Genomic DNA, 24,457 nt, shown 5'->3' with positions numbered 1-24,457 from the left:
CAAATCAGTCAAGCACACCCGGGCGCGCCCAAAAGGACACGAATCATGACCTCGCAGTTCACGGAAGACCAGGGCACCCGCCGGGCCGAATGGTGGCGGGGAGCCTCGATCTACCAGATCTACCCCCGGAGCTTCCAGGACACCAACGGCGACGGCGTCGGGGACCTGCCGGGAATCACCGCGCACCTGCCCTACATCGCCGACCTGGGCATCGAGGCCATCTGGATCTCCCCCTTCTTCACGTCGCCCATGCGGGACTTCGGCTACGACGTGTCCGACTACCGCAACGTCGACCCCATCTTCGGGAATCTGGCCGACTTCGACGAACTGGTGGCCAAGGCCCACGCCCTGGGCCTGAAGGTGCTCATCGACCAGGTGCTCTCCCATTCCTCCGACCAGCACCCCTGGTTCAAGGAGAGCCGCTCCAACCGCACCAACGCCCGCAGCGACTGGTACGTGTGGGCGGACCCCAGGCCGGACGGGTCCCCGCCCTCCAACTGGCAGTCCGTCTTCGGCGGGGCCGCCTGGGGCTGGGAGCCGCGCCGGCGCCAGTACTTCCTCCACAACTTCCTGGAGTCCCAGCCGGACCTCAACTTCCACTGCCAGGCCGTGCAGGACCAGATGCTGGAGGAATGCCGGTTCTGGCTGGAGCGCGGGGTCGACGGGTTCCGCTTCGACGCCTGCAACTTCCACTTCCACGATCCGCAGCTCCGCAACAATCCGCCGGCCCGCGGCAAGGCCCTGGAGGTCTCCTCGGTGCGCCCCGGGAACCCCTACGGCATGCAGGTGCACCGCTACGACAAGACCCGGCCCGAGAACCTGCCCTTCCTGCGCCGCCTCCGGGAGCTGCTGGACGCGTACGGCGCCGTGAGCGTGGGCGAGGTGGGCGACGAGGACTCCCTGGTGACCATGGCCGAGTACACCGGCGGGGGCGACAAGCTCCACATGGCCTACGGCATGCACCTGCTCACCGACGAGTTCAGCGTGGCGCGCATCCGCGGGGCCGTCGAGGCCTTCGAGAAGCGGGTGAAGCAGGGCGGAGGCTGGGCCTGCTGGTCCCTCTCCAACCACGACTGCGTACGGGTTGTGACCCGGTGGGGCAACGGCACCCAGGATCCGGCCTTCCCCAAGGTGCTCCTGGCCATGCTGGGCTCCCTGCGCGGCACCTTCTGCGTCTACCAGGGCGAGGAACTGGGCCTCACCGAGGCCGTGGTGCCCAAGAACCGCCTCACCGACCCCTACGGCATCGCCTTCTGGCCCGACTTCAAGGGCCGCGACGGCTGCCGCACCCCCATCCCCTGGACGCCCGAGGCGCCCTTCGGGGGCTTCTCCGGCGTGGACTCGTGGCTGCCCATGCCCGCCGAGCATCTGGCCAGGGCCGTGTCCCTGCAGGCCGAGGCACCGGGCTCCGTGCTCGACTTCTACCGCACGTTCCTGGCCTGGCGCCGCCGCCAGCCCGCCCTGCGCGAAGGCTCCATCACCTTTTCCCGGGCCCCCGAACCCCTTCTGGTCCTGCGGCGGGAGAGCCCGGGGCAGTCGATCCTCGCCGTCTTCAACCTCGGGCCCGTCCCGGCCGAGTTCACCCTTCCTCCGCACATCGATCCCCTCCACGGCCATGGCCTGGAACCCGCCCAGCTCCACGGGCGGCGACTGGGCCTGCCTCCCTGGGGCGGATTCTTCGGGCAATCACGCCCCGCAACCCAGCAGTAACCCCAACCACTGCCGCATATGCGGCATCTTCAAGGAGCCAATCCCATGAAGAACAAACTCTACCTGGCTGCGCTGCCGCTGGCTCTCGCCTGCGGGACCCTGGCCGCCCAGGACACCTTCGACCTTCACGGCTACATGCGCTCCGGCGTCGGCCGTTCCTCCAACGGCGGTGAGCAGGTCTCCTTCTTCCTCGCCAACACCGGGGGCTCCCCCACCGGCGGCCCCGGCTACCGGCTCGGCAACGAGACCGACAACTACCTCGAGCTGGCCTTCGACGTGCGCGCCTACGACAAGGGCGAGGAATCCTTCAAGCTGCACTTCCGCCCCTCCTTCCGCGGCTACTACCAGGTGCGCGACGCCTCGGCCGACGCCGGCGGCGATGTGGACAACAGCAAGGCCGGCAACCAGACCCAGCAGGTTTGGGTCCGTGAGGCCTGGGGCGAGGCCTCCGGCATCTTCGGCAAGAGCCAGTTCTTCAAGGACGCCACCCTGTGGGCCGGCCGCCGCTTCTACATGCGGCAGGATCTCCACCTCCGCGACCAGTGGTACTGGAACGACAGCGGCGACGGCGTCGGCATGGAAGGCATGAACCTGGGCTTCGCCAAGTTCCACTACGCCTTCATCCAGCATGATTCCGGCAACATCACCAGCGACTGGAACAACGGCGCCATCCGCGGCCAGCTCGCCCCCTACAGCCAGTGGGTCGGCGGCAGCGGCCACTTCGTGATCGGCTCCCACGACCTGCGCATGAGCGACATCAAGCTCTGGCAGGGAGGCAGCCTGACCCTGGGCTACCAGTACAACGACGCCCACGGCGACGCCAAGGCCGACGCCGCCGGCATGAACAACAAGGGCACCCAGTACAGCCTGATCTACAACCAGTCCAACGTCCTCGGCGGCGACAACCGCGTCTACGCCACCTACGGCAACGGCAACACCTTCTGGAACTGGTACAACCCCGAGGTGAAGACGGAGAACACCTGGTGGATGGTGATGGACGCCCTCTACTTCAAGCCCGTGCAGAACGTCGAAGTGGCCGCCACCGCGATCTACCGCAAGCAGAACGGCAAGAACTCCATGGCCGGCAACACCAACACGTGGCAGTCCGTGGGCGTGCGCCCGATGTACTTCTTCACCAAGCACTTCTCCATCGCCGCCGAACTGGGCTACGACAAGCTGAAGTTCGACAACGAGAAGGAGGACCGGCACCTCTTCAAGGAGACCCTCGCCCTGCAGTGGAGCCCCCAGGCCTCCTTCTGGAGCCGTCCCTCCATCCGCATCTTCGTGACCCGCGGCCAGTGGAACCAGAACGCGAACAGCTGGAACAAGGTCGGTGAAGGCCACTTCGGCGCCGACACCCAGGGCGTGACCTTCGGCGCCCAGATCGAAGCCTGGTGGTAAAAGGGGACTGACGGATGGAACGCCTCCCCTTCGGCATCTTCGCAAGCCGTCCCCGGCGCGGGAATCCGCGCCGGGGGCCGAAGGGAGGCTCCATGCGCCTGACCTGGCTCCTCGCAACGACACTCGGTCTCGTGGGCCCGCTGGGATGCGCGGGGGGTGGGGGGGGAACCTCGGCCCCCGCGTACCCGGCGGACACCTCGACCATCGCCCCCGGCCAGCAGCTGGAGAACGCCCCGCGCTGGTACGACGACGCGATCATCTACCAGGTCTGGGTCAAGAGTTTCGCCGACGGCATCTACAACGACGGCATCGGCGACCTGCCCGGCCTCCAGGGCAAGCTGGACTACCTCCAGTCCCTTGGCGTCAACACCATCTGGCTGTCCCCCATCTTCGAGTGCGCCTACAAGGGCGCGAACATGCATGGGTACGACACCACCGACTACTACGCCGTCAACAACCGGTTCGGCCTGAAGTCCGACCTGAAGAACCTCATCGACGCCACGCACGCCCGCGGCATGCGCATCATCTTCGACTTCGTCCCGAACCACACCTCGGCGTCGCATCCCTGGATGGACGACCCGCTCAAACGGAACTACTACGTCTGGCAGTCCACCCTGCCTTCGGGCTGGGGCTTCCCCTGGGGCGGGGGCACGTCCTCGGACGTCTGGAAGGAATACGAGGGCGCCTTCTACTACAGCGCCTTCTCCGGCGACGCGGACCTGAACTACTACAATCCCGAGGTGCGCTCCACCATGCAGGCCGTGGAGAGCTACTGGCTGGACCGCGGGTTCGACGGCATGCGGGTGGATGCCGTGCGCTACCTCTGCGAGTCGGGGCCCGGCAGGGCCGCCGACACGCCCGACACCCACGCTCGGCTCCAGGAGTTCCGGTCGGTGATCGACGGCTACCTGGCGCCCGGCAACGCCCACCCCCGTCCCGGCGGGGACGCCGCCAGGTACAGCGGCAAGATGATGATCGCCGAGGCCTGGACCAACGACGCCGCGGGCGTCGCGCCCTACTACGGCAACGGGGCGAACGAGTTCCACCTGTGCCTGGACTTCAGCGCGCCCTGGGCGGTCTTCAACGCCATCAACGGCCCGGACGCCACGAGGCTGACCTCCCTTTGGGAGTACGAGCGGGACACCTACCCCGCGGGCTTCCGTTCCGCCACCTTCGATTCGAACCACGACAACGTGATCTCCCGGCCCGGCACCCAGTACGCCGCCAGCCGCCCCAGGATCGTCCTGGCCGAGGCGCTGAACCTCCTCTCCCCCGGCACCCCCATCATCTACTACGGCAACGAGGTGGGCATGACGGGCGCGTCGGGCACGGACCTGAACCTGCGCGGGGCCATGGACTGGGCGGCGGTGACCGCCCAGACCGCACAGCCGGATTCCATCCTGAGCTGGGTCAAATACCTGAACAAGGCCCGCGCCGCCTATCCCGCCCTGCGGGGCAGCTACGCGACCCTCGCCACCGACCTGGGCCCCTCGAAGGTCCTCGCCTACATCCGGTCCGCCGGCGCCGAGCGCGTGGTGGTGGTGGCCAACCTCACGCCCACGGTCCAGACGGCGGTGCTCACGAACCTCACGACCAGCGGCGTGGCCGCGGGCGCGACGGTGGCGGCCATCCTGGGCGATACGAAGTCTAATAATTCATTGACTGGCACCCAGTACACCGTGAGCGCGCTGCCGCCCTACGGGGTGCGCGTCCTCCACATGGGCGGGGACACCTTCAAGGGCAACCTTCATGGCGATATCCAGTAACCGGTTCTAGACTCTTTACCGCATTCCCACCTCTCCACTCACCTGGAAGCAACCTCATGGGCGATCTCCAAATCAAAGCACTGAAAAAGGCCTATGGCGACGTGATGATCCTCCAAGGCCTGGACCTGGACATCCACGACGGGGAGTTCATCGTCTTCGTCGGCCCCTCGGGCTGCGGCAAGTCCACCCTCCTGCGCTGCATCGCGGGCCTCGAGGAGATCACGTCCGGGGAGCTTCACATCGGGGGCAAGCTGGTCAACGACGTGCCGCCCTCCAAGCGCGGCATCGCCATGGTCTTCCAGAGCTACGCCCTCTACCCCCACATGACCGTGGCCGAGAACATGGCCTTCGGCCTCAAGCTGGCCGGGGCGTCCAAGCAGGAGATCTCGGCGGCCGTGGCCCGGGCCGCGGCCATCCTCCAGATCGAGCCCCTCCTGGACCGCAAGCCCAAGGCCCTCTCCGGCGGCCAGCGCCAGCGCGTGGCCATCGGCAGGGCCATCGTCCGCAAGCCGGACGTCTTCCTCTTCGACGAGCCGCTTTCCAACCTGGACGCCGCGCTGCGGGTGCAGATGCGGGTGGAGCTCAGCAGGCTCCACCACGAGCTGAAGACCACCATGGTCTACGTCACCCACGACCAGGTGGAGGCCATGACGCTGGCCAACCGCATCGTGGTGATGAACAAGGGCCTCATCGAGCAGGTGGGCACGCCCCTGGAGCTCTACCACAAGCCCGCCAACCTCTTCGTGGCCGGTTTCATCGGCTCGCCCAAGATGAACTTCCTCCCCTGCACCCTGGTGTCGGCCCAGGAGGGCTCCACCCTGGTGAGCCTCACGGACGGCACCTCCATCCGCGTGCAGGCGAAGTCCCATGGCCTGGCGCCGGGCTCGCCGCTGACCCTGGGGATCCGCCCGGAGCACCTCCTGGCCTCCAAGCAGGGCGTGGAGGGCGCCGCGCCGGCCCACATCCAGCTGGCCGAACACCTGGGGGACATCACCTACCTCTACGTGGTCGCCCCGAGCTGCCCCGAGACCCTCACCGTGAAGTCCGATCCCGACAATCCCCTCACCACGGGCGACAGCGCGTTCCTGACGTTCCCCGCGGAGCACTGCTACCTGTTCGACGCATCCGGCAAGGTCCTTCCGAAGGACTGAGCCCCCTCCATCCACATCCCATCACCAAGGAGAATCCCGTGAGCACGCACTCGAAAATCGCCAGGCTGGCCACCGCGGCCGCGCTGGTCGTGGCCGGCGGCATCAGCGCGCTGACCGCCGCGGCCCCCAAGGGCCCCCTGACCATCTGGATCAACGGCGACAAGGGGTACAAGGGCCTGCAGAAGGTGGGCGACGACTTCACCAAGAAGACCGGCATCAAGGTCGTCGTCGAGCACCCCGAGGACGCCCCGGGCAAGTTCCAGCAGGCCTCCAGCGAAGGCAAGGGTCCCGACATCTGGATCTGGGCCCACGACCGCGTCGGCGAGTGGATGGCGGGCGGCCTCCTCACCGAAGTGCGCCCCAACAAGAAGTTCAAGGACGGCGTGGTGCCCATGGCGTGGGAAGCCTTCACCATCCAGGGCAAGACCTGGGGCTACCCCCTCTCCATCGAGGCCGTGGGCCTCATCTACAACAAGGCCCTGGTGCCCGAGCCCCCCAAGACCTGGGACGAGGTGTTCGCCATCGAGAAGAAGCTCAAGCCCCAGGGCAAGCACGCCATCCTCTGGGACTACAACAACACCTACTTCACCTTCCCCATGCTGCAGGCCTGGGGCGGCTACGCCTTCAAGCGCCGTCCCGACGGCACCTATGACGCGCGCGACACGGGCGTGAACAACGCCGGGGCCGTCAAGGGCGCCGCCATCCTGGACAGGCTGATCAAGGAGGACGTCATGCCTCCCGAGGCGGGCTACGCCGAGATGGAGACCGCCATGGCCGAAGGCAAGATCGGCATGATGATCAGCGGCGCCTGGGCCTGGGACAACGTGGCCAAGGCCAAGATCAACTACGGCGTCGCCAAGCTCCCCGCCGTGGACGGCAAGCCCTCCCGGCCCATGGTCGGCATCACCGGCGCCATGATCCCCAAGGCCAGCAAGAACCCCGCCATCGCCAAGGAGTTCATCGAGAACTGGATGCTCGTCCCCGCCGGCCTCAAGAAGATCAACGCCGACGTGGCCCTGGGCGCCCCCGCCAACCTGGAGTTCTTCAACCAGATCAAGGGTGATCCCCGCGTCCAGGCCACCATGGCCAGCGCCAAGGACGGCGTCATCATGCCCAACAACCCCGAGATGGGCCGCTTCTGGGCCGCCATGCTCAGCGCCCTGGGCAGCATGACCGACGGCCGCCGGAGCCCCAAGGAAGCCATGGACGCCGCCGCCAAGCGGATCCTCGCCAAGTAGGCTCATCCCAGGGCGGGGGGCCGCAAGGCCTCCCGCCCGTTTCCGCGGACACGACGAAATGACCCTCCCACCCGCCATCCGACGCAACCTGGGCCGAGCCTTCCTGGCCCTGCTCGTCGTCGCCGCGCTGTTCCTCGTCACCGTCATCTACGCGACGGGCGAGGCGCTCCTGGCCGGCACCTTCCTGGTCATCATCGCCCTCGCCGCCTGGATCTACCTCTCGAAGAAGACCTATGCATACCGGTACCTGTTCCCCGGCATCGCGGCGGCCATCATCTTCGTGGTCTTCCCGGTCATCTACACCATCTTCATCGGCTTCTCCAACTACAGCTCCAAGAACCTCCTCGAGTTCCCCCGGGCCACCCAGTACCTGCTGGACCAGACCTACGCGGGCGAGAGCAACACCTTCGGCTTCTCCCTGTTTCCCGACGGCGCGAAGTTCCGCGCCCGCCTCGAGGACTCCGAGGGCGGGGCCGTCTACTTCACGCCCGCCTTCGCCATGCCCGGCGACGCGCCGGTGGAAGTCAAGGCCGGACCCGAGGCGGAGGCCGGCTTCACCCCGGGCGACCCGGTGGAGCTGGGCGACATCATCGCCAACGAGGACAACCTCAAGAAGCTCACCGTGACGATGCCCAACGGCGCCAGGCTCGGCATGACCGGGCTCAGCGAATTCGCGGCGATGAAGCGCCTCTACACGCCCAAGGGGGACGGCAGCCTCCTGAACAACCAGGACGGCACCGTCATCAGGCCCAACGTCCGCACCGGCTTCTACGAGACGCCGGCCGGGGAGCAGGTGCTCCCCGGGTTCCAGGTGAAGATCGGCTGGGACAACTACAAGCGCATCTTCCTGGAGCCCAAGTACCGCGAGCCCTTCATCCGGATCTTCATCTGGACCGTGATCTTCGCCGGGCTCTCGGTGCTCTTCTCCTTCTCCCTGGGCATGGTGCTCGCGGTGATCCTGAACTGGGAGGCCCTGCGCTTCCGCAGCGTCTACCGGCTGCTGCTCTTCCTGCCCTACGCCGTGCCCGGGTTCATCTCCATCCTGGTGTTCAAGGGCCTGTTCAACAACAACATGGGCGAGATCAACCTGATACTCGACGCCATGTTCGGCATCCGTCCGGGCTGGTTCTCGGATCCCTTCCTGGCGAAGGTGATGCTGCTCATCGTCAACACCTGGCTGGGCTTCCCTTACATGATGGTGGTCTGCATGGGCCTCATCAAGGCCATCCCCATGGACCTCTACGAGGCCTCGGCGGTGGCGGGGGCCGGGCCCCTCACCAACTTCTTCAAGATCACCCTGCCGCTCATCAAGCGGCCCATGCTGCCCCTGCTGATCTCGTCGTTCGCCTTCAATTTCAACAACTTCGTGCTCATCTCGCTGTTGACCGGAGGCCGGCCGGACTTCCTGGACACCACGATCCAGGCGGGCACCACCGACATCCTCATCTCGTACGTGTACCGGAACGCCTTCGTGGACTCCGGGCAGCAGTTCGGCCTCGGGGCCGCCATCTCCACGGTGATCTTCCTGCTGGTCGCCGCCATCACCCTCGTCCAGATCCGCTACACCAGGATCGCCGACGACGAGAAGCGCTGAGGGGGAACCATGGCCATCGTAACCAACAAATCGCAGCGCTGGAGGGTGTACGCGGCCCACCTGTTCCTCGTGTGCCTCTGCGCCCTCGTCATCTTCCCGTTCCTGCTGACCATCTCCATCTCGCTGCGGCCCGGCAATTTCGCCACCGGCCGGCTCATTCCCAGGGAGATCAGCTTCGAGCACTGGCGCTTCGCCCTGGGCCTGCCCTCGGTGGGCCCCGACGGCGCCCTCGTCTCTCCCGACCTGCCCGTGCTGCGCTGGCTCTGGAACTCCATCCGGGTGGCCATGGTCTCGGCCTGCATCGGGCTCCTGCTGAGCACCACCGCGGCCTACGCCTTCGCCCGCATGCGGTTCGCCGGGAAGAAGGCCGCGCTGACGGGCCTCATGCTCATGCAGATGTTCCCCTCGGTCCTGGCCCTGGTGGCCATCCACTCCATCTTCACCCGCATCGGCAACGCCTTCCCGCTGTTCGGCATGGACAGCCTCTGGTCCCTGGTGCTGGCCTACTCCGGCGGCATCGCCCTGCACGTCTGGACCATCAAGGGGTTCTACGAGACCATCCCCGCCGAGATCGAGGAGGCCGCCACCGTGGACGGAGCCACGCCCTGGCAGGCCTTCTGGCGCGTGCTGCTGCCCATGGCCCTGCCCATCCTCATGGTGGTGTTCCTGCTGGCCTTCATCGGGGCGATCATCGAGTACCCGGTGGCCTCCATCCTGCTCCACTCCCAGAAGAACCTCACCCTGGCCGTGGGCGCCAACTCCTTCCTCTACCCCCAGAAGTACATGTGGGGGGATTTCGCAGCGGCGGCCATCCTCTCCGGCCTGCCCATCACCGTCGTCTTCATGCTGGCCCAGAAAGGCCTGATCGCCGGGCTCACCTCCGGCGGCACCAAGGGCTGAGCCGGCCCTCCCCTTCACCCCTTCCGAGGGCCGTGCCCTCGAACCTCAACCCAGGAGCCCGACATGAGCCTCCGTTCCACCCTCGTTAAGGTGTTCGCCGCCGTCGCGCTGGCCTTCGCCACCCTCTCCCCCGCCCAGGCCCAGGCTCCCGCCGCCGGCCCCAACATCACCATCCACTACCACCGCGTGGACGGCAACTACGAGAAGTGGGGCATCCACCTCTGGAAGAGCCCCAACATGCCCCTGGAAGGCGTGGAGTGGCCCACCCCCATGCCCCCCACCGGCAAGGACGCCTTCGGCGTCTACTGGACCCGGGAAGCCGCCGAGTTCAAGACCCGCACCAAGATGGTCGTCAACTACATCATCCACAAGGGCGACATCAAGGAGCAGGGCGGCAAGGACATGAGCTTCGACGGCATGACCAACAAGGAAGCCTGGGTCTGGGAAGGGGACAGCAAGACCTACTTCTCCCTGGACGAGGTCAAGGCCGGCCACCCCGAGTACAAGTAGCCGGAATTCCAAGCAACTGGGGCCGGTGGTGACCGGAAGGCCATCACCGGCCCGGCCCCTTTTCACGACCAGCGAGCCTCCCATGACCCTGCGAACCCTCTCCCACGCGTTCCGGCTTTCCCTGGCGCTCTCCGGCGCCGCGCTCCTGGCCCAGGGGGCCCCGGCCTCCGTGCCCGGGTCCTTCGCGGACAATCCGATCGTGTACTTCCTCATGACCGACCGGTTCGTCAACGCGGACCCCTCCAACGACGGCAGCTACGGCCGCAGGCGGGAGGTCCTGCCCAAGGACGACGTGGCCACCTTCCACGGGGGCGACCTCAAGGGCGTCACCCTGAAGCTCAAGGAAGGCTGGTTCAAGCAGCTGGGCGTGAACGCCATCTGGTTAACGGCGCCCTACGAGCAGATCCACGGCTGGGTGCAGGGGGGCAAGGCGGAGTTCAAGCACTACGCCTACCACGGCTACTACGCCCTTGACTACACGGTGGTGGACAGGAACCTGGGCACCCCCGCGGATCTGAAGGAGCTGATCGACACGGCCCACGCCCAGGGCATCCGCGTCCTGTTCGACATCGTCATGAACCACCCCGGCTACCTGGACCTGCAGACCGCCCGGGAACTGAAGGTGGACGTGCTCTTCGAGGGCTCGGAGAAGGCCACGCTGAAGAACTACCACAACTACATCGACTACAACAGCTTCAAGTTCCTGGACTGGTGGGGCAGGGACTGGGTGCGGGCGGGCCTTCCCGGGTACCTCGACGGAGGGCGCGACGACCTCACCATGCAGCTGGCCTTCCTCCCCGACTTCCGCACCGAGAGCAAGGACTTCGTGAAGCTTCCGAAGTTCCTCAAGAACAAGCCCGACACCCGGGCCGTGGACCTGCCCAACACGACCGTGCGGGGCTACCTGATCAACTGGCTCACCGACTGGGTGCGCACCTACGGCGTGGACGGCTTCCGCTGCGACACCGTCAAGCACGTGGAGCCCGAGGCCTGGGCGCAGCTCAAGGCCGAGGGCGTCAAGGCCCTGGCGGAGTGGAAGGCCGCGCATCCCGCCAACAAGATCGACGACGCCCCCTTCTGGATGGTGGGCGAGTTCTGGGGCGTCGGGCCCGCCAGGCACAAGATGCATTCCTTCGGCTTCGACGCGATGCTCAACTTCGACTTCCAGAACGACGAAGGGGAGTTCGCCAAGCCCGAGAAGCTCTTCGCCGGATACGCGAAGCTCCAGGCCGGCATGCCCGTCCACATGCTGAACTACCTTTCGTCCCACGACACGAAGCTGTTCGACCGGGAGAAGCTCGTGGTCGGCGGCGCCGCCCTGATGCTGGCCCCCGGCGGGGTGCAGATCTTCTACGGCGACGAGACCGCGCGGCCCGCCGGGTACGAACCCCGCACCGACTTCCAGCAGGGGACGCGGTCCGACATGAACTGGACGGCCCCGGACGCGAAGGTGCTGGCCCACTGGCGCAAGCTCGGCACGTTCCGCAGCCGCCACCTGGCCCTGGCCAAGGGCGTCCACAAGCAGCTCGGTTCCTCCCCCTACGTCTTCAGCCGCATCGACGCGCCCTCCGGGGACTGCGTGGTGGTGGCCATGGGCGCCAAGGGCGAGGCGACCATCCCCGTGGCCGGCGCCTTCAAGGACGGCGAGAGCCTCCGGGACGCCTACACGGGCCGCACCGCCACGGTGGCGGGAGGGGCCGTGAAGGTCCAGGCCGAAACCTATGTCCTGCTCGAGCGGGCCAACTAGTCAAGGAACTCCACGATGGCTTCGAAACTACCTCAGGTCGCCTATTTCTGCATGGAATACGCCCTGGAGAGCACCTTCAAGATCTATTCCGGAGGCCTGGGCATCCTCGCCGGCGACTACTTCAAGGGCGTCAAGGACCACGGCTTCCCCATGGTGGGCCTCGGCATCCGCTGGAAGCAGGGCTACGGCGAACAGCACGTGGACCCGGTCACCGGCAAGGTCTTCGACGCCTTCCGCACCGGGGACCACGGCTTCCTGGAGGACACCAAGGTCACCGTCAAGGTCGACATCAAGGGCCGCCCCGTGCACATCAAGGTCTGGAAGGTCACGTCCTACGGCGTGGACACCCTCTACCTGCTGGACACCGACCTGGAGGCCAACGACGGCGAGGCCCGCTGGATCACGGGCCAGCTCTACGGCTGGTTCGGCGAGGAGCGGGTGGCCCAGGAGATGGTGCTGGGCATCGGCGGCGTCCGGGCCCTGCAGGCCCTGAAGATCAAGCCCGACGTCTACCACTTCAACGAGGGCCACGCGCTCTTCGCCGGGTTCGAGCTCATCCGGCGGCGCATGGCTCGGGGCGCCACCTTCCAGGACGCCCTGGCCCGCACCCGGGAGGAGGTGGTCTTCACCACCCACACCCCCATCGTGCAGGGCAACGAGTCCCACCCCATCGACCGGTTCATGTACCTGGGCGCCAACCTGGGCCTGACCCGGGCCCAGCTCAAGCAGCTGGGGGGCTCGCCCTTCAACATGACCGTGGGGGCCCTGCATATGAGCCGCATCGCCAACGCCGTGGCCGAGCTGCACCGGGTCACCGCCAACGACATGTGGAAGGGCATCAAGGGCCGCTGCGAGATCATCGGCATCACCAACGCCATCCACCAGGGCACCTGGGTGGATCCGAAGATGCTGGAGCTGGCCGCCAAGGGGAGGAAGGACGCCCTCTGGAACCGCCACATGGAGAACAAGCATAAGCTCATCGCCTTCGTGGAGGCCCGCAACGGCGTGAAGCTGGATCCCGAGGCCCTCCTCATCGGCTTTTCCCGGCGCGCCGCGCCCTACAAGCGCTCCAACTTCATCTTCACGGACCGCAGCTTCATCGAGCCCCTGCTCAGGAGCGGCAAGGTTCAGATCGTCTTCTCGGGCAAGGCCCATCCGCTGGACGACAACGGGAAGGTCATCGTGGAGGACATCCTGGAGATGACCCGGCTGTATCCCGGCCGCGTGGTCTTCCTGGAGAACTACGACATGGAGATCGGCGCCCTGCTCACCCGCGGCTCGGACGTGTGGCTCAACAACCCGCGCCGGCCCAAGGAGGCCTCGGGCACCTCGGGCATGAAGGCCGCCCAGAACGGCGTGCTCAACCTCTCCATCCTCGACGGCTGGTGGCCCGAGGCCTGCGACCACGGGAAGAACGGATGGCAGTTCGGCGACGGCTTCGAGAGCGCCAGGGACGCGGTGCTGGACAGGCACGACTTCAAGGCCTTCCGCAAGGTCCTGGCCGAAGAGGTCCTGCCCACGTACTACGACCACCGGGACCAGTGGGTGGACATGATGGTCCGTTCCATCCAGGACACCCGGGAGACCTTCGGGGTCAAGCGGATGCTGGACGAGTACTACGCCCGGATGTACAAGCGCTCGTGATCGCATAGGAGGCCGCCGTGGCCAGGAACCCGTTCTTCGTTTTGGCGGCCGCCTCGGCCCTTTTATGGACCGGCTGCGGCGGGGGCGGGGGCGGCGCGTCCCTGACGACGCCCACCACCTCCATCGACGCCGACCTGGCCCAGTCCCCGGCCCCGGACGCCGCCTACCACAAGATCCCCAGCAACGACCTGGGCGCGGTGGTCAGCGGCGCCAACGTCACGTTCAACTACTGGAACCCCACGGCCTCGACGGTGGCCGTGAACCTCTACGCCAACTGGAACGACAGCCTGGGCTCCCCGGCGGCCACGGTGAGCCTGTCCAAGGGCGCCAACGCGATCTGGACCAGCGGCTCCATTCCCATCCCGGCACAGAAATACTACGTCTACAACGTCGGCGGCACCTACGTCCTGGACGCCTACGCCAAGTCCATGGCCCAGTGGGTGCACACGGGCAAGGCCTCCATTCCCGGCGACACCAAGGGCAAGGGCGCGATCCTCGACCCGGCCGGGCCCCTCCCCGACGGCGGTTGGGTGCCCTATGCCGGCACCTCCAGCTATTTCGACGGCTCCGCCATGAAGGCCCCGAACGGCTCCACGGCCCCGTACGGCTACGCCTCCGCCCGGGACGCCATCATCTACGAGGCCGGGGTGCGGGACCTCACCGTGGACCCCGCGGTCACCGGGTTCGCATCGGGCCACGCCTGGGGCACCTTCAAGGGCCTGGTGGACATGCTCCCCCACATCCAGAAGCTGGGCGTCACCCACGTGCAGCTGCTCTGCCCCCTCCAGAACTACAACTACGACCAGACCGCCGTCGGCACCCGGGAGCTCGACCCGTCCGTGACCAGCGGCGCCAACTACAACTGGGGCTACGACCCCCAGAACTACTTCACGCCCTCGGGCATGTACTCCGCCAGCCCCTCCACGCCCGCGGCCCGCATCAGCGAGCTCAAGACCCTGGTCAACGAGATCCACAAGGCGGGCATGGGCGTGATCCTGGACGTGGTCTACAACCACACCGCCAACACCTCCGTCCTGGGCGACCTCTCGGGCACCAACTACTACTACCGCACCACCAGCAGGAACGGCGCGGGCAGCCAGGACGTCATGTCCGAGCACAAGATGGTGCGCAAGCTCATCGTGGATTCCGTGAAGCACTGGGTGAACACCTACCATGTGGACGGCTTCCGGTTCGACCTCATGGGGGTGATGGACACCGGGACCATCAAGGCCGCCTACGCCGAGGCGGCCGCCGCCAACCCGAAGACCCTCTTCGTGGGCGAGGGCTGGACCGGCTTCTACTCCGGGGCCGCCGCCGACTACAACGGCGACGCCATCGCCGGGGCGGACCAGGGCAACGCCTCGGCCTTCGCGGGAATGAACATCGGCATGTTCTCCGACAGCTACCGCCAGATCTTCAAGAACGGCTACCCCAACGACGGCGCCACCGCCTTCCTCACGGGCGCGGGCCAGGCCCTGGCGGGCCTGTTCGCCAACGTCTCCGGCAAGCCGACCAATTTCACGGCGCCTTCCACCAACAACGTGGTGAACTACCTCACCTGTCACGACAACCTCTGCTACTACGACGTGCTGGCCTGCGCCACCAACGCGGCCAGGAGCCAGGACGCCACCATCCTGCAGCGGGCCAAGGTGGGCTACGCGACCCTGCTCACTTCCCAGGGCATCGCCTTCCTCCATGCCGGGGACGAGATGTTCCGCACCAAGGAGACCACGGCCGGCAAGGGCGCCCAGAACACCAAGTCCAGCACCATCCGGACCTTCGTGGACAACTCCTACAACGCCTCCGACGCCGTCAACATGGTGGCCTGGTCCAACGTCTACGCGGGCGACCCCATCACCGGAGCCTTCGCCAACTACGCCACCGCCCAGGACGGCTACAAGCTCTACGCCTACACCCAGGGCCTCATCGCCCTGCGCAAGGCCACCAACGCCTTCCGCCTCCCCGACGCCTACCTGGCGGCCAACCTCGCCTCCATCGCCCCCGCCGGGGCCGGCTCCACGGTCCTGGCCTTCGGGTACAAGGCCGTATCCACCGACCTCACCGGCACCTACTACGTCTTCCACAACGCCGACACCTCGCCCCAGACCTTCACCGCGGACGTGAGCCTCGCGGGCGCGACGCTGATCGTGGACGGGAACTCGGCGGGAGTCACGGCCATCGCATCGTCGACCACCGTGACCGTCAGCGGCGCGAGCGCGACGTTGGCGCCCCTGTCCTCGGCGGTATTCAGGTTCTAGGCATTATTTGCCCTGCAAGCCCACCAATTCCGCTATCAAGGGCGCGCTTTCCGATATAATGACCCTTCTGCCCTGGAGCACCCACCGTCTCCGGGGCATTTCATTGGAGTCTTCATTGCGGCAGGATTTCCATCTGGTTCGATTCCTGAGGGAACAGGCTCCGGTCCGTGGGGCCAAGGTGGCCCTCAGATCCCACGGCGAAGGCGCCACGGTCACCTGGGCGGAACTGGGCGAGCGCATGGACCGGATCGCCCGGGGCCTGCTCCGGCTCGGCCACGAACCCTGCGGGATGGTGGGGCTGTGCGGCCGGAACATGCCGGAATGGACGATGTCGGACCTGGGCATCCTCGCTGCGAGGGGTGTCCCGGTTCCGCTCTATCCCACCAGCAACCTCGAGCAGGCGGTCTTCATCATCCGGGACGCGGGCATCCGGATCCTCTTCGCGGGCGAACAGCCCCAGGTGGACCTGGGGATCGAGCTCCTGGCCCAGGGCGAGATCGCGCATCTGGTGGCCCTGGATGCCTCCGTCGACCTGCGGGGCTGCCCCCAGGCGCTGACCCTCCAGGCGCTCATGGACCTGGGCGGGGATCCGGCCACGGCCGCGGAACTGGAGGCGCGCGCCGCCGGCTACCGCCTGGACGACCTCTACACCCTGGTGTACACCTCGGGCACCACCGGGGAACCCAAGGGCGTGATGCTCGACCAGGCCAACATCGCCGCGGCCATGCACCTCCACGACCTGCGGCTCAAGGTGGGCCCGGAGGACGTCTCCCTCTGCATGCTGCCCCTGTGCCACATCTTCGAGAGGGCCTGGACCGCGTACCTGCTGTACCGGGGCGCCGAGGTGGTGTACCTGCGGGATCCCCAGACCGTGGTGGCGGCCATCGGCGTCGTGCGCCCGACCCTGATGTGCTCGGTGCCCCGGGTCTACGAGAAGGCCTACGCCGGCATCCAGGCCCGCATGGCCAAGGCCGGGTGGCCCATGGCCGCGCTCTTCGGCTGGGCCCTGGGCATCGGCCTGCAAGTGGTGCGGCTGCGCATCGAAGGGAAGGGGCCCGGGCCCTGGCTGGGGCTCCGCCACAAGGTGGCCGATGCCCTCGTGCTCCGCAAGATCCGCAACCTGTTCGGGGGCCGCTGCCGGTTCCTGCCGGTGGCCGGTGCCAGCCTCGCGGACGACGTGAACCTCTTCTTCCAGGCCGTCGGGCTCAACCTCAAGTACGGCTACGGCCTCTCGGAGACCTGCGCCACGGTCTCCTGCTGGGAGGACGGCTCCATGCCCATCGGCACCATCGGCAGGCCCATGGAGGGGCTGGAGGTGCGCCTGGGCGAGGAGAACGAGCTGCAGGTGAAGGGGCCCACGGTGATGCGCGGCTACTACAGGCGCCCCGAGGAGACCGCCCGGGTGATGACCGCCGACGGCTTCCTGCGCACCGGCGACGCCGGCGGCATCGATTCCGGCGGCAACCTGATCTTCACCGAGCGCATCAAGGAGCTGATGAAGACCTCCAACGGCCAGTACATCGCGCCCCAGCGCGTGGAGGGCACCCTGGCCAAGGACGCCTTCATCGAGCAGGTGGCCATCATCGCCGATTCCCGGAACTTCGTCTCGGCGCTCATCGTGCCGTACTTCGACCGCCTGGAGGAGTACGCCCGGTCCGCCGGGGTGGCCTACCGGAGCCCCTCGGACCTGCTGCGCGACAGCAAGGTGATGGCGTTCTTCGAGAGCCGCATCCTGGAGCTGCAGAAGGGCCTGGCCAAGTACGAGCAGGTGAAGAAGTTCACGCTCCTCTCGCGGCCGTTCTCCATGGACCTGGGGGAGCTCACCCCCACCCTGAAGCTCCGGCGCAAGTTCATCGAGAAGGCCTTCCGGGCGGAGATCGAGGCGATGTACTCGGCCCTCCCGGGCCTACCGGGGACGCCTGAGGCCGGGAACTGACCGCAGGCCGGTGGCCTCGTCCACCGCGTCGATCCAGCCGGCCCGGGCCTCCGGGAAGGCGTCGGCGTAGGGGACGTAGGGCTTGATGTCCAGCACCGGCGTGCCGTCCAGGAGGTCCACGTCCCCCAGGAGGAGCGTGCGGCCCTCGATGCCGAGCAGTTCCACGGCGGAGAGGCCGATGGCGTTGGGGCGGTGGGGGGAGCGCGTGGCGAAGACGCCGCGCTTCACCCGGGGGCCTCTGGGGGGCCGCACGGTGGGGGCCCAGCCCTCGCTTTTGTGCAGGGCGAAGACCACCCAGATGTAGGCGAACCCCTCCAGGTCGCGGAGGGTCTCCTCCGGCAGGCCCGGGTCCAGCTCCAGGGTGGCTCCGCCGGGCCCCCGGGCGTCGACCGTGGCCTGATGGGGGGCATCGATTCGCTGCCGATAGGGCGAGCGAACGGTGCCGATGGGGTGGAACGTGAAGGCGGTCTGGGTCATCCAGCCAAGCCTAGCAGGCGGGAAGTGCTATAGTCAGGCCTCGAACGGGGGCCGGATGTCGGTGAGAGGGTTGATCGGGTGCCTCCTGGGTTGCGCGGCGGCACTTGCCGGGGCGGCCCAGGCGCGCACCGTGAACGAGCGCCTGGTGGAGCTCTCCGCCATCCTGGGGTCCGAGTCCACCTCCAGCCACCAGGTACGGATCCGGGCCATCGAGGAGATCGCGGGGATGGGCACCATCAGCGGCCTGGCGTCGGGACTGATCTTCGACCGCGCCAGCTTCCGGCTTGAGGAGTCCCCCGAGGTGCGCGAAGCCGCCGCCCTGGCCGTGAGGAACGTGTGCGACATGCGCAACCGGGCTTTCGCGCTCAGGCTCCGCCGGATTGCCGACGCCACCCAGGAACCCGACCCCAGGGTCCGCATCGCCGCGCTGCGCAGCCTCGCGGCGTTCCAGTGCGCGGATGCCGCAGCCGGCGTCCTCGACGCCACCAGCGAAGCCAGGGAACCGGACCCCGCGGTGCGCGAAGCGGCCCGGGAGCTCATCCGCAAGGGCCTCGCGTCGAGCGCCTACTAGGCGTCCACCGGGTGTTCCTTCAGGTACCGGAACAGCGCCAGGTCCCAGGTGAGGATGTGGTTCGTGAGCCAGTCCCCCAGGAACTTGCCCAGCCCTTCCGGGGGCACCAGGGAGGGATCCTGGTCGCGCAGTTCCCGGATGAACTTGACCCGCAGGAGGAGCCGCTCGTGCTCGGTCCGGTGCAGGGGCCGGTCGGGGAACTCCGAGCGCACCATCAGGAACTCCTCGGTGACGAAGTGCTCCCGGGCGTAGCGCTCCAGGAAGGCCAGCATCTCGTCCATCCGCTGGGGAGCCAGGCCCTCCTCCAGGGCCTGGTCGAACGCGTTGATGGCGTCGAACAGGGCCACATGCTGGTGGTCCACCAGGGTGTGCCCGGTGGCGAACTGCTCGCCCCACTGGATGCGCATGGAAGGCTCCCCTTTGCCTGGTACTTCGGTTGGGTCCATCCTCCCGGCAATGGGGGCGGTTGTCTACCCTTCCACCTGGGAGACCAGGCGGTCGGCCAGTTCCGCCGACAGCTCCAGGACGGCCGCCAGCTCCTCCCGGCTGATGCCGTCCACGTGGATGCCGCAGGCCACGCACACCGCCACGCCGAGGCGGGACGCCAGGCGGGTGGCGAGGCTCCGTGCCAGGTCGTCCTCCCGGTGCCCCAGCACCGCCAGCACCGAGGTGGTCGCCCCGTCCCCCTTGGGCCTGGGCAGGCCCAGGGCCACCGCGCCGATGTGCTCCCGGTCGCCGCCGGCAAGACTCACGGCCAGGTCGCGGCCCATGGCCACGCAGGTCATCCTCAGGGCCACCCGGCCCCGGGAAGCGGTGAGCGTGACCGGCTCCATGGGTTCCTCCAGGGGTCCATGGTCCTAGCGGGAAGCGCCTCCCGTCAAGTTCAGGGGCCGACACGGGCGGCGAAGTGTGGGACCATGGGGGATATCCATCAGACAGGTGCGCATCGTGAGCGAATGGTTCGGCAAGCAGGTCTTCACCATCGGGATCATCGGCGGCGGGCGGGGCGGCCTGGGCCTCCTGAAGTTCTTCGGCAACAGCTCGGTGGGGAAGGTGGTCTTCGTGGTGGACCCGAACACCTCCGCTCCGGCCATCCTCGAGGCCCGGCAGAGGGGCATCCGCGTCTTCCACGACGACGAGGAGGCAACCCGCGGGGACCTGCCCGACTTCCTCTTCGACTCCAGCGGGGACGCCGAACTGGAGGCTCGGATCCGCGCGCGGCTGCGCGGCACGGCCACCATGTTCCTCACCTCCCTCACCAGCCGGATGATGGTGGAAGTCCTGGCCGAGAACGCCGCCCAGACCCGCGAGGACATCTCCCAGGTGGTCTCCACCATCAAGGACGACATCGCCTCCAGCCTGGACGCCAGCAACAGCATCGTGAGCCGCATCAACTCCATCATGTCCAACATGCAGATGCTGGCCCTGAACGCGAGCATCGAGGCCTCCAAGGCCGGGGTCCACGGCCGGGGGTTCACGGTGGTGGCCGACCATCTGGGCAAGTCGGTGGAGGCGGTGCGCAATCTCACCCAGGAGATCAACCACGTGAACCAGAACCTCACGTCCGTCTCCCACCGCAGCGACTCCGTGCTGGAAAAGCTGAAATAGCGATTAATATAAGTCATTTCTTCAGTTAGGGTGATCCTGGCGGTTACCATGGGCCCTTCCGAGGTGTCCCTTGGACCCGAACTCCGCCACCCCTGCCGTCCGTGCGGAACGTCTCCGAAGGATGGGGTTCTGCGATCCCGTCGAGGTGGACCAGGTGCTGGAGGCCGTGGAGGCCTTCTGCGGGGCCCCGGTGCGCCTGGAGGTGGAGGCGATGCCGGCGCCGGCCCCCGGGGATCCGTGGGAGGAGCCCGGACCGGGCCTCCAGGGCCGCCGGCTCCTGGGCCCCGGGCGCATGGCATGGGGCGTGCTCTCCGTGGACGGGCCGCTGGGGCCCCGCCTCCGCGAAGGGGTGGAGCGGGCCGCGCGGCTCCTGGAGGGAATGGCGGCCCGGGCCCGGGCGCGGACGGAACGGCGGGACCGCGGCCGTGGCCCCGCGGGAGCCTCCTTCGTGCCCGGCCTGGTCCACGAGCTTCGCAACGCGGCCTTCGGGTTCTCGGCCGTCCTGGACGCCTTCGAGGCGCGCTACGCGGACCGGGAGGAGGCCCGGCGCTACGGCGGGGCCCTGCGCAGGAACCTCGAGCAGCTCACGGGATTCATCGAGGAGCTGAACGCCTACGGCGAGGTCCGCCTGGAGGCACCGGTCCCCCTTTCCCTGCCGCAGGTGCTGGGCGAGGCGGTGGCCACCTGCGAGCCCCATGCCCGGGACCTCTCCAGGGAGCTCCGGCTGGAATGGGCGGGGCCGCCGGTGCGGGTCCTGGCCGACGGAGCCCGCCTGCGGGAGGCCTTCGTGTGCCTGTTGCGCTGGGCCCTGGGGCAGGGCGGGGGCCCGGCCCTGCCGGTGGTCCTGGAGGCGGGGCCCTCGGCGGCTGGCCACGTGGACGGCCTCCAGCCCGGGAACCTGGACCCCGGGCGGATCTTCGAGCCCTTCCATTTCCGGGCCTCCGGCATGGGGCGCCTGGCCCTCCCCGTTGCCCGGCGGATCCTGGAGGCCCACGGGGGCACCCTCTCCGCCGCTCCCGGTCCCGGCGGCGCGCTTCGCATCGCCTTCACCCTCCCCAACCTCTGAGGCCCCATGTCCAAGCCGAAGATCCTCGTGGTGGACGACGAAGGCGCGGTGCGCTTCGCCCTGCGGGACTACCTGGAGTTCCACGGCTACGCCGTGGACGAGGCCGCCACCTGCGCCGGGGCCGAGACCCGCTACCGCAAGGACGTGTACGACGCGGTGACCCTGGACTACGCCCTTCCGGACGGCAACGCGCTGGAGCTCCTGCCCCGGCTCAAGGCCATCGACGCGGGCGTCCCCATCGTCCTGGTCACCGCCCAGGGCAGCATCGAGCTGGCGGTGCGGGCCATCCAGCTGGGGGCGGAGCAGTTCCTGGTCAAGCCCGTGGACCTTTCCGCCCTGCAGGTGGTGCTGGAGCGGGTCCTGGAGAACCAGCGCAACCGCCGGAAGCAGGTGGCCACCGACACCCGGGAGAAGCCCCAGCGGGCCATGGACCTCTTCCTGGGGGAAAGTCCGGCCATCCGGAAGCTGGAGGAGCAGGCCACCCGCGCCGCGGCGGCGGAGAGCCCCATCCTCATCCAGGGCGACACCGGCACCGGCAAGAGCGAACTGGCCCGCTGGCTGCACCGCCACAGCTCCCGCGGCCTCGAGCCGCTGCTGGAGCTGAACTGCGGCGGGTTCACGCGGGAGTTCCTGGACACCGAGCTCTTCGGTCACGAGAAGGGCGCGTTCACGGGCGCCGTGGCCGCCAAGGTGGGGCTGCTGGAGGCCGCCAACCGCGGCACGGTCTTCCTGGACGAACTGGGCGACATGGATCTCCAGATCCAGCCCAAGCTGCTGAAGGCCCTGGAGGAGAAGCGGTTCCGGAGGCTGGGCGAGGTGCACGACCGGAAGGTGGACTTCCGCCTCATCGGCGCCACCCACCGGAACCTCGAGGTCCTGGTGCAGGAGCGGCAGTTCCGGGCCGACCTGTTCTACCGGGTCAGCGCCATCCAGATCACCGTGCCCCCCCTTTCGGAGCGGGCCGAGGACATCCCGGACCTGGCCCAGAGCCTCCTGGGCCGGATCACCGAGGAGTGGGGCCGCGAGCCCGTCAGGCTGAGCCGCGAGGCCCTGGGCGTGCTGCAGCGCCACGGCTGGCCCGGCAACATCCGGGAACTGCGCAACGTCCTGGAGCGGGCCCTGCTGGGGGCCCGGACCCTCCTCATCGAATCGGTGGACCTGGACTTCGCCTCCAGCCCCAGGGCCGGGGCCGAGGCCGTTTCCTCCCGGCTGACCCTCAAGGAGATGGAGAGGTTCCACATCGTCCAGGTGCTCAAGGAGGAGGGGGGCAGGGTGGAGCTCGCCGCGCGCCGCCTGGACATCCCCCGCAGCACCCTCTACCAGAAGATCAAGGCGCTGGGCCTGTGACGCTACAATGGGCCCTTTCGAGGAGCCCGGCGATGATCCTCCCACGGCTGATCCTGATGCTGGCCCTCTGCCCCCTCCGGGCCGCGGCCCCCCTGGGGCCCGAGGTCCGGCCCTTCGTGAAGTACGACGCGCCCAGCATCGTCCTCGCGCATGCGCGCATCGTGGACGGCCTGGGCGGCCCCGCCGTGGAGGACCGGAACCTGGTCATCGAAGGGGGCCGCATCGCCCGCATCATGCCCGGGGCCGACGTCCAGCCCGCTCCCGGCCGGGTGGTGGTGGACCTGCGCGGAGCCACCGTCCTGCCGGGGCTGGTGGGCATGCACGACCACCTGTTCCACATCGCCCGCCCCAACCTGCGCCCCGACGGCACCGCCGACTCGCCCCTCCTGGTGCCGCAGATGACGTTCTCCTCTCCGCGCCTGTACCTGGCCGCGGGGGTCACCACCATCCGCACCGCAGGCAGCGTCGAGCCCTACGCCGACCTGAACCTCAAGCGCCTCATCGACGAGGGCAGGCTGGCCGGCCCCCACATCGCCGTCACCGCCCCGTACCTGGAGGGCGCCGGGAGCCCCTTCATGCAGATGCACCAGCTTTCGGGGCCCGAGGAGGCCCGGCGCATGGTGGACTACTGGGCGGACCAGGGCGCCACCTCCTTCAAGGCCTACATGTACATCACCCGCGCGGAGCTGGGCGCGGCCATCGAGGCCGCCCACAGGCGCGGCCTCAAGGTCACCGGCCACCTCAACTCCGTGACCTACCCCGAGGCCGCGGCCCTGCACATCGACGACCTGGAGCACGGCTTCTTCGTCAACACCCAGCTGGACCCGGGGAAGACCCCCGACCAGGCCTCCCCCGCCAACGGCACCCCGACCCTCATGGCCATGGACCCCTCCGGGGACGAGGCCAGGCGCCTCATCGCGACCCTGGTGGCCGGCCACGTGGCGGTCACCTCCACCCTCCCGGTCTTCGAGCACAGCATCCCCAACCGGCCCCCCCTGCGCCCCCTGGCCCTCGAGGTCCTGAGCCCGCAGGCCCGCGAAGCCTGGCTCCTGGCCCGGAACCGCACCGCCGCCCGCGCCCCGGAGGCGCCCCTGGCCGTCTTCAAGCGCGGCATGGCCCTGGAGCGCGCCTTCGCCGCGGCGGGAGGCCTGCTCATCGCCGGCTGCGACCCCACCGGCAACGGCGGCACCATCCCCGGCATCAGCGACTGGCGCGAGGTGGAGCTCCTGGTCGAAGCCGGCTTCACCCCCGTGGAGGCCATCCAGGTCGCCACCCGCAACGGCGCCGTCTTCCTCGGCCGGCAGGACCGCATCGGCTCCGTGGCGCCCGGCATGGACGCGGACCTGATCGTGGTTCGGGGCAACCCCGCCGTCCGCATCGCGGATCTCGAGAAGGTGGAGACGGTGTTCAAGGCCGGGATCGGCTACGACTCGGCCAAGCTGTTCGAGTCGGTGCGGGGGAGGTACGGGCAGTATTGATTTTCCCGCCCCGGGGTGTTGCTTTTCGCTTTTTTTGCGCTACATTGAGGTCCTC

20 protein-coding genes are annotated in these 24,457 nt (G+C 68.2%); 17 read left to right on the top strand and 3 right to left on the bottom strand.

The genetic code is table 11. From position 1 onward, the window contains the following. Window positions 1-45: 45 nt before the first annotated feature. From ACZ5MC_RS17170 to ACZ5MC_RS17115, 12 genes are all read left to right on the top strand, one after another. The gene (locus ACZ5MC_RS17170) at window positions 46-1,710 is read left to right on the top strand and encodes an alpha-amylase family glycosyl hydrolase (RefSeq protein ID WP_464516341.1); all 1,665 of its coding nucleotides are present in this window, start codon (window positions 46-48) and stop codon (window positions 1,708-1,710) included. Window positions 1,711-1,755: 45 nt separating this feature from the next. Beyond that, the gene (locus ACZ5MC_RS17165; RefSeq protein WP_306601701.1) at window positions 1,756-3,111 is read left to right on the top strand and encodes a maltoporin; all 1,356 of its coding nucleotides are present in this window, start codon (window positions 1,756-1,758) and stop codon (window positions 3,109-3,111) included. Between the two features lie 92 nt (window positions 3,112-3,203). Then, window positions 3,204-4,877 carry an alpha-amylase family glycosyl hydrolase gene (locus tag ACZ5MC_RS17160; RefSeq protein ID WP_306601700.1) on the top strand — a complete coding sequence of 558 codons (1,674 nt, stop codon included), beginning with the start codon at window positions 3,204-3,206 and terminating at the stop codon, window positions 4,875-4,877. A gap of 56 nt (window positions 4,878-4,933) precedes the next feature. Beyond that, window positions 4,934-6,028 carry an ABC transporter ATP-binding protein gene (locus ACZ5MC_RS17155; protein WP_306601699.1) on the top strand — a complete coding sequence of 365 codons (1,095 nt, stop codon included), beginning with the start codon at window positions 4,934-4,936 and terminating at the stop codon, window positions 6,026-6,028. Window positions 6,029-6,066: 38 nt separating this feature from the next. Further along, window positions 6,067-7,266 carry a maltose/maltodextrin ABC transporter substrate-binding protein MalE gene (malE, locus tag ACZ5MC_RS17150; RefSeq protein ID WP_306601698.1) on the top strand — a complete coding sequence of 400 codons (1,200 nt, stop codon included), beginning with the start codon at window positions 6,067-6,069 and terminating at the stop codon, window positions 7,264-7,266. A 58-nt stretch (window positions 7,267-7,324) separates the two neighbouring features. Then, the gene (gene malF, locus ACZ5MC_RS17145) at window positions 7,325-8,860 is read left to right on the top strand and encodes a maltose ABC transporter permease MalF (protein WP_306601697.1); all 1,536 of its coding nucleotides are present in this window, start codon (window positions 7,325-7,327) and stop codon (window positions 8,858-8,860) included. A 9-nt stretch (window positions 8,861-8,869) separates the two neighbouring features. After that, window positions 8,870-9,760 carry a maltose ABC transporter permease MalG gene (malG, locus tag ACZ5MC_RS17140; RefSeq protein ID WP_464516340.1) on the top strand — a complete coding sequence of 297 codons (891 nt, stop codon included), beginning with the start codon at window positions 8,870-8,872 and terminating at the stop codon, window positions 9,758-9,760. Between the two features lie 63 nt (window positions 9,761-9,823). Further along, the gene (locus ACZ5MC_RS17135; RefSeq protein ID WP_306601695.1) at window positions 9,824-10,270 is read left to right on the top strand and encodes a pullulanase-associated domain-containing protein; all 447 of its coding nucleotides are present in this window, start codon (window positions 9,824-9,826) and stop codon (window positions 10,268-10,270) included. Window positions 10,271-10,352: 82 nt separating this feature from the next. Then, complete coding sequence (locus ACZ5MC_RS17130; RefSeq protein ID WP_464516339.1) at window positions 10,353-12,017, top strand: alpha-amylase family glycosyl hydrolase; 1,665 nt, start codon at window positions 10,353-10,355, stop codon at window positions 12,015-12,017. Window positions 12,018-12,032: 15 nt separating this feature from the next. Further along, on the top strand, window positions 12,033-13,661 hold the full coding sequence (gene glgP, locus ACZ5MC_RS17125; protein WP_464516338.1) for an alpha-glucan family phosphorylase: 1,629 nt from the start codon (window positions 12,033-12,035) through the stop codon (window positions 13,659-13,661). Window positions 13,662-13,678: 17 nt separating this feature from the next. Continuing rightward, window positions 13,679-15,919 carry an alpha-amylase family glycosyl hydrolase gene (locus ACZ5MC_RS17120; RefSeq protein ID WP_464516337.1) on the top strand — a complete coding sequence of 747 codons (2,241 nt, stop codon included), beginning with the start codon at window positions 13,679-13,681 and terminating at the stop codon, window positions 15,917-15,919. A gap of 58 nt (window positions 15,920-15,977) precedes the next feature. Continuing rightward, window positions 15,978-17,855, top strand: a complete 1,878-nt coding sequence (locus ACZ5MC_RS17115; RefSeq protein WP_306601691.1) for an AMP-dependent synthetase/ligase — start codon at window positions 15,978-15,980, stop codon at window positions 17,853-17,855. Here the strand turns inward: ACZ5MC_RS17115 and tsaA are convergent. Beyond that, on the bottom strand, window positions 17,826-18,332 hold the full coding sequence (gene tsaA, locus ACZ5MC_RS17110; protein ID WP_306601690.1) for a tRNA (N6-threonylcarbamoyladenosine(37)-N6)-methyltransferase TrmO: 507 nt from the start codon (window positions 18,330-18,332) through the stop codon (window positions 17,826-17,828). The two genes, ACZ5MC_RS17115 and tsaA, sit on opposite strands and share 30 nt — an antisense overlap. A gap of 70 nt (window positions 18,333-18,402) precedes the next feature. Between tsaA and ACZ5MC_RS17105 the strand changes: the two genes are divergently transcribed. Then, window positions 18,403-18,903, top strand: coding sequence for a hypothetical protein (locus tag ACZ5MC_RS17105; RefSeq protein ID WP_306601689.1), 501 nt, complete (start codon window positions 18,403-18,405; stop codon window positions 18,901-18,903). Here the strand turns inward: ACZ5MC_RS17105 and ACZ5MC_RS17100 are convergent. Next, window positions 18,900-19,310, bottom strand: a complete 411-nt coding sequence (locus ACZ5MC_RS17100) for a bacteriohemerythrin (RefSeq protein ID WP_306601688.1) — start codon at window positions 19,308-19,310, stop codon at window positions 18,900-18,902. The two genes, ACZ5MC_RS17105 and ACZ5MC_RS17100, sit on opposite strands and share 4 nt — an antisense overlap. Before the next feature lie 63 nt (window positions 19,311-19,373). Next, complete coding sequence (locus ACZ5MC_RS17095; protein ID WP_464516336.1) at window positions 19,374-19,736, bottom strand: proteasome assembly chaperone 4 family protein; 363 nt, start codon at window positions 19,734-19,736, stop codon at window positions 19,374-19,376. 115 nt (window positions 19,737-19,851) lie between these two features. On the opposite strand from ACZ5MC_RS17095, the gene ACZ5MC_RS17090 reads away from it, so the two are divergent. The 4 genes from ACZ5MC_RS17090 to ACZ5MC_RS17075 all read left to right on the top strand — a co-directional run bounded on the left by ACZ5MC_RS17090 (window position 19,852) and on the right by ACZ5MC_RS17075 (window position 24,402). Continuing rightward, window positions 19,852-20,511, top strand: coding sequence for a methyl-accepting chemotaxis protein (locus ACZ5MC_RS17090; protein WP_306601686.1), 660 nt, complete (start codon window positions 19,852-19,854; stop codon window positions 20,509-20,511). 121 nt (window positions 20,512-20,632) lie between these two features. Then, the gene (locus ACZ5MC_RS17085; RefSeq protein ID WP_464516335.1) at window positions 20,633-21,577 is read left to right on the top strand and encodes a sensor histidine kinase; all 945 of its coding nucleotides are present in this window, start codon (window positions 20,633-20,635) and stop codon (window positions 21,575-21,577) included. A gap of 6 nt (window positions 21,578-21,583) precedes the next feature. Further along, a complete protein-coding gene (locus tag ACZ5MC_RS17080) occupies window positions 21,584-22,924 on the top strand; it encodes a sigma-54-dependent transcriptional regulator (RefSeq protein ID WP_306601683.1) in 1,341 nt (446 codons plus the stop codon). A 32-nt stretch (window positions 22,925-22,956) separates the two neighbouring features. Further along, window positions 22,957-24,402: an amidohydrolase family protein gene (locus ACZ5MC_RS17075; protein ID WP_464516334.1), complete on the top strand. Its 1,446-nt coding sequence runs from the start codon at window positions 22,957-22,959 to the stop codon at window positions 24,400-24,402. Window positions 24,403-24,457: the final 55 nt, after the last annotated feature.

This window comes from Mesoterricola sp. JemC181 (assembly GCF_055384585.1).
This window is presented reverse-complemented; position numbering and strand designations above follow the sequence as displayed.

What these genes read in the sequence shown, in the direction of transcription:
- ACZ5MC_RS17075 (WP_464516334.1), top strand. Translation starts at nt 22,957, where the DNA reads ATGATCCTCCCACGGCTGATCCTGATGCTGGCCCTCTGCCCCCTCCGG.
- malG (WP_464516340.1), top strand. Translation starts at nt 8,870, where the DNA reads ATGGCCATCGTAACCAACAAATCGCAGCGCTGGAGGGTGTACGCGGCC.
- ACZ5MC_RS17115 (WP_306601691.1), top strand. Translation starts at nt 15,978, where the DNA reads ATGACCCTTCTGCCCTGGAGCACCCACCGTCTCCGGGGCATTTCATTG.
- ACZ5MC_RS17100 (WP_306601688.1), bottom strand. Translation starts at nt 19,310, where the DNA reads ATGCGCATCCAGTGGGGCGAGCAGTTCGCCACCGGGCACACCCTGGTG.
- glgP (WP_464516338.1), top strand. Translation starts at nt 12,033, where the DNA reads ATGGCTTCGAAACTACCTCAGGTCGCCTATTTCTGCATGGAATACGCC.
- ACZ5MC_RS17155 (WP_306601699.1), top strand. Translation starts at nt 4,934, where the DNA reads ATGGGCGATCTCCAAATCAAAGCACTGAAAAAGGCCTATGGCGACGTG.
- ACZ5MC_RS17165 (WP_306601701.1), top strand. Translation starts at nt 1,756, where the DNA reads ATGAAGAACAAACTCTACCTGGCTGCGCTGCCGCTGGCTCTCGCCTGC.
- tsaA (WP_306601690.1), bottom strand. Translation starts at nt 18,332, where the DNA reads ATGACCCAGACCGCCTTCACGTTCCACCCCATCGGCACCGTTCGCTCG.
- ACZ5MC_RS17085 (WP_464516335.1), top strand. Translation starts at nt 20,633, where the DNA reads ATGGGGTTCTGCGATCCCGTCGAGGTGGACCAGGTGCTGGAGGCCGTG.
- ACZ5MC_RS17130 (WP_464516339.1), top strand. Translation starts at nt 10,353, where the DNA reads ATGACCCTGCGAACCCTCTCCCACGCGTTCCGGCTTTCCCTGGCGCTC.
- ACZ5MC_RS17135 (WP_306601695.1), top strand. Translation starts at nt 9,824, where the DNA reads ATGAGCCTCCGTTCCACCCTCGTTAAGGTGTTCGCCGCCGTCGCGCTG.
- ACZ5MC_RS17170 (WP_464516341.1), top strand. Translation starts at nt 46, where the DNA reads ATGACCTCGCAGTTCACGGAAGACCAGGGCACCCGCCGGGCCGAATGG.
- ACZ5MC_RS17095 (WP_464516336.1), bottom strand. Translation starts at nt 19,736, where the DNA reads ATGGAGCCGGTCACGCTCACCGCTTCCCGGGGCCGGGTGGCCCTGAGG.
- malF (WP_306601697.1), top strand. Translation starts at nt 7,325, where the DNA reads ATGACCCTCCCACCCGCCATCCGACGCAACCTGGGCCGAGCCTTCCTG.
- ACZ5MC_RS17160 (WP_306601700.1), top strand. Translation starts at nt 3,204, where the DNA reads ATGCGCCTGACCTGGCTCCTCGCAACGACACTCGGTCTCGTGGGCCCG.
- ACZ5MC_RS17080 (WP_306601683.1), top strand. Translation starts at nt 21,584, where the DNA reads ATGTCCAAGCCGAAGATCCTCGTGGTGGACGACGAAGGCGCGGTGCGC.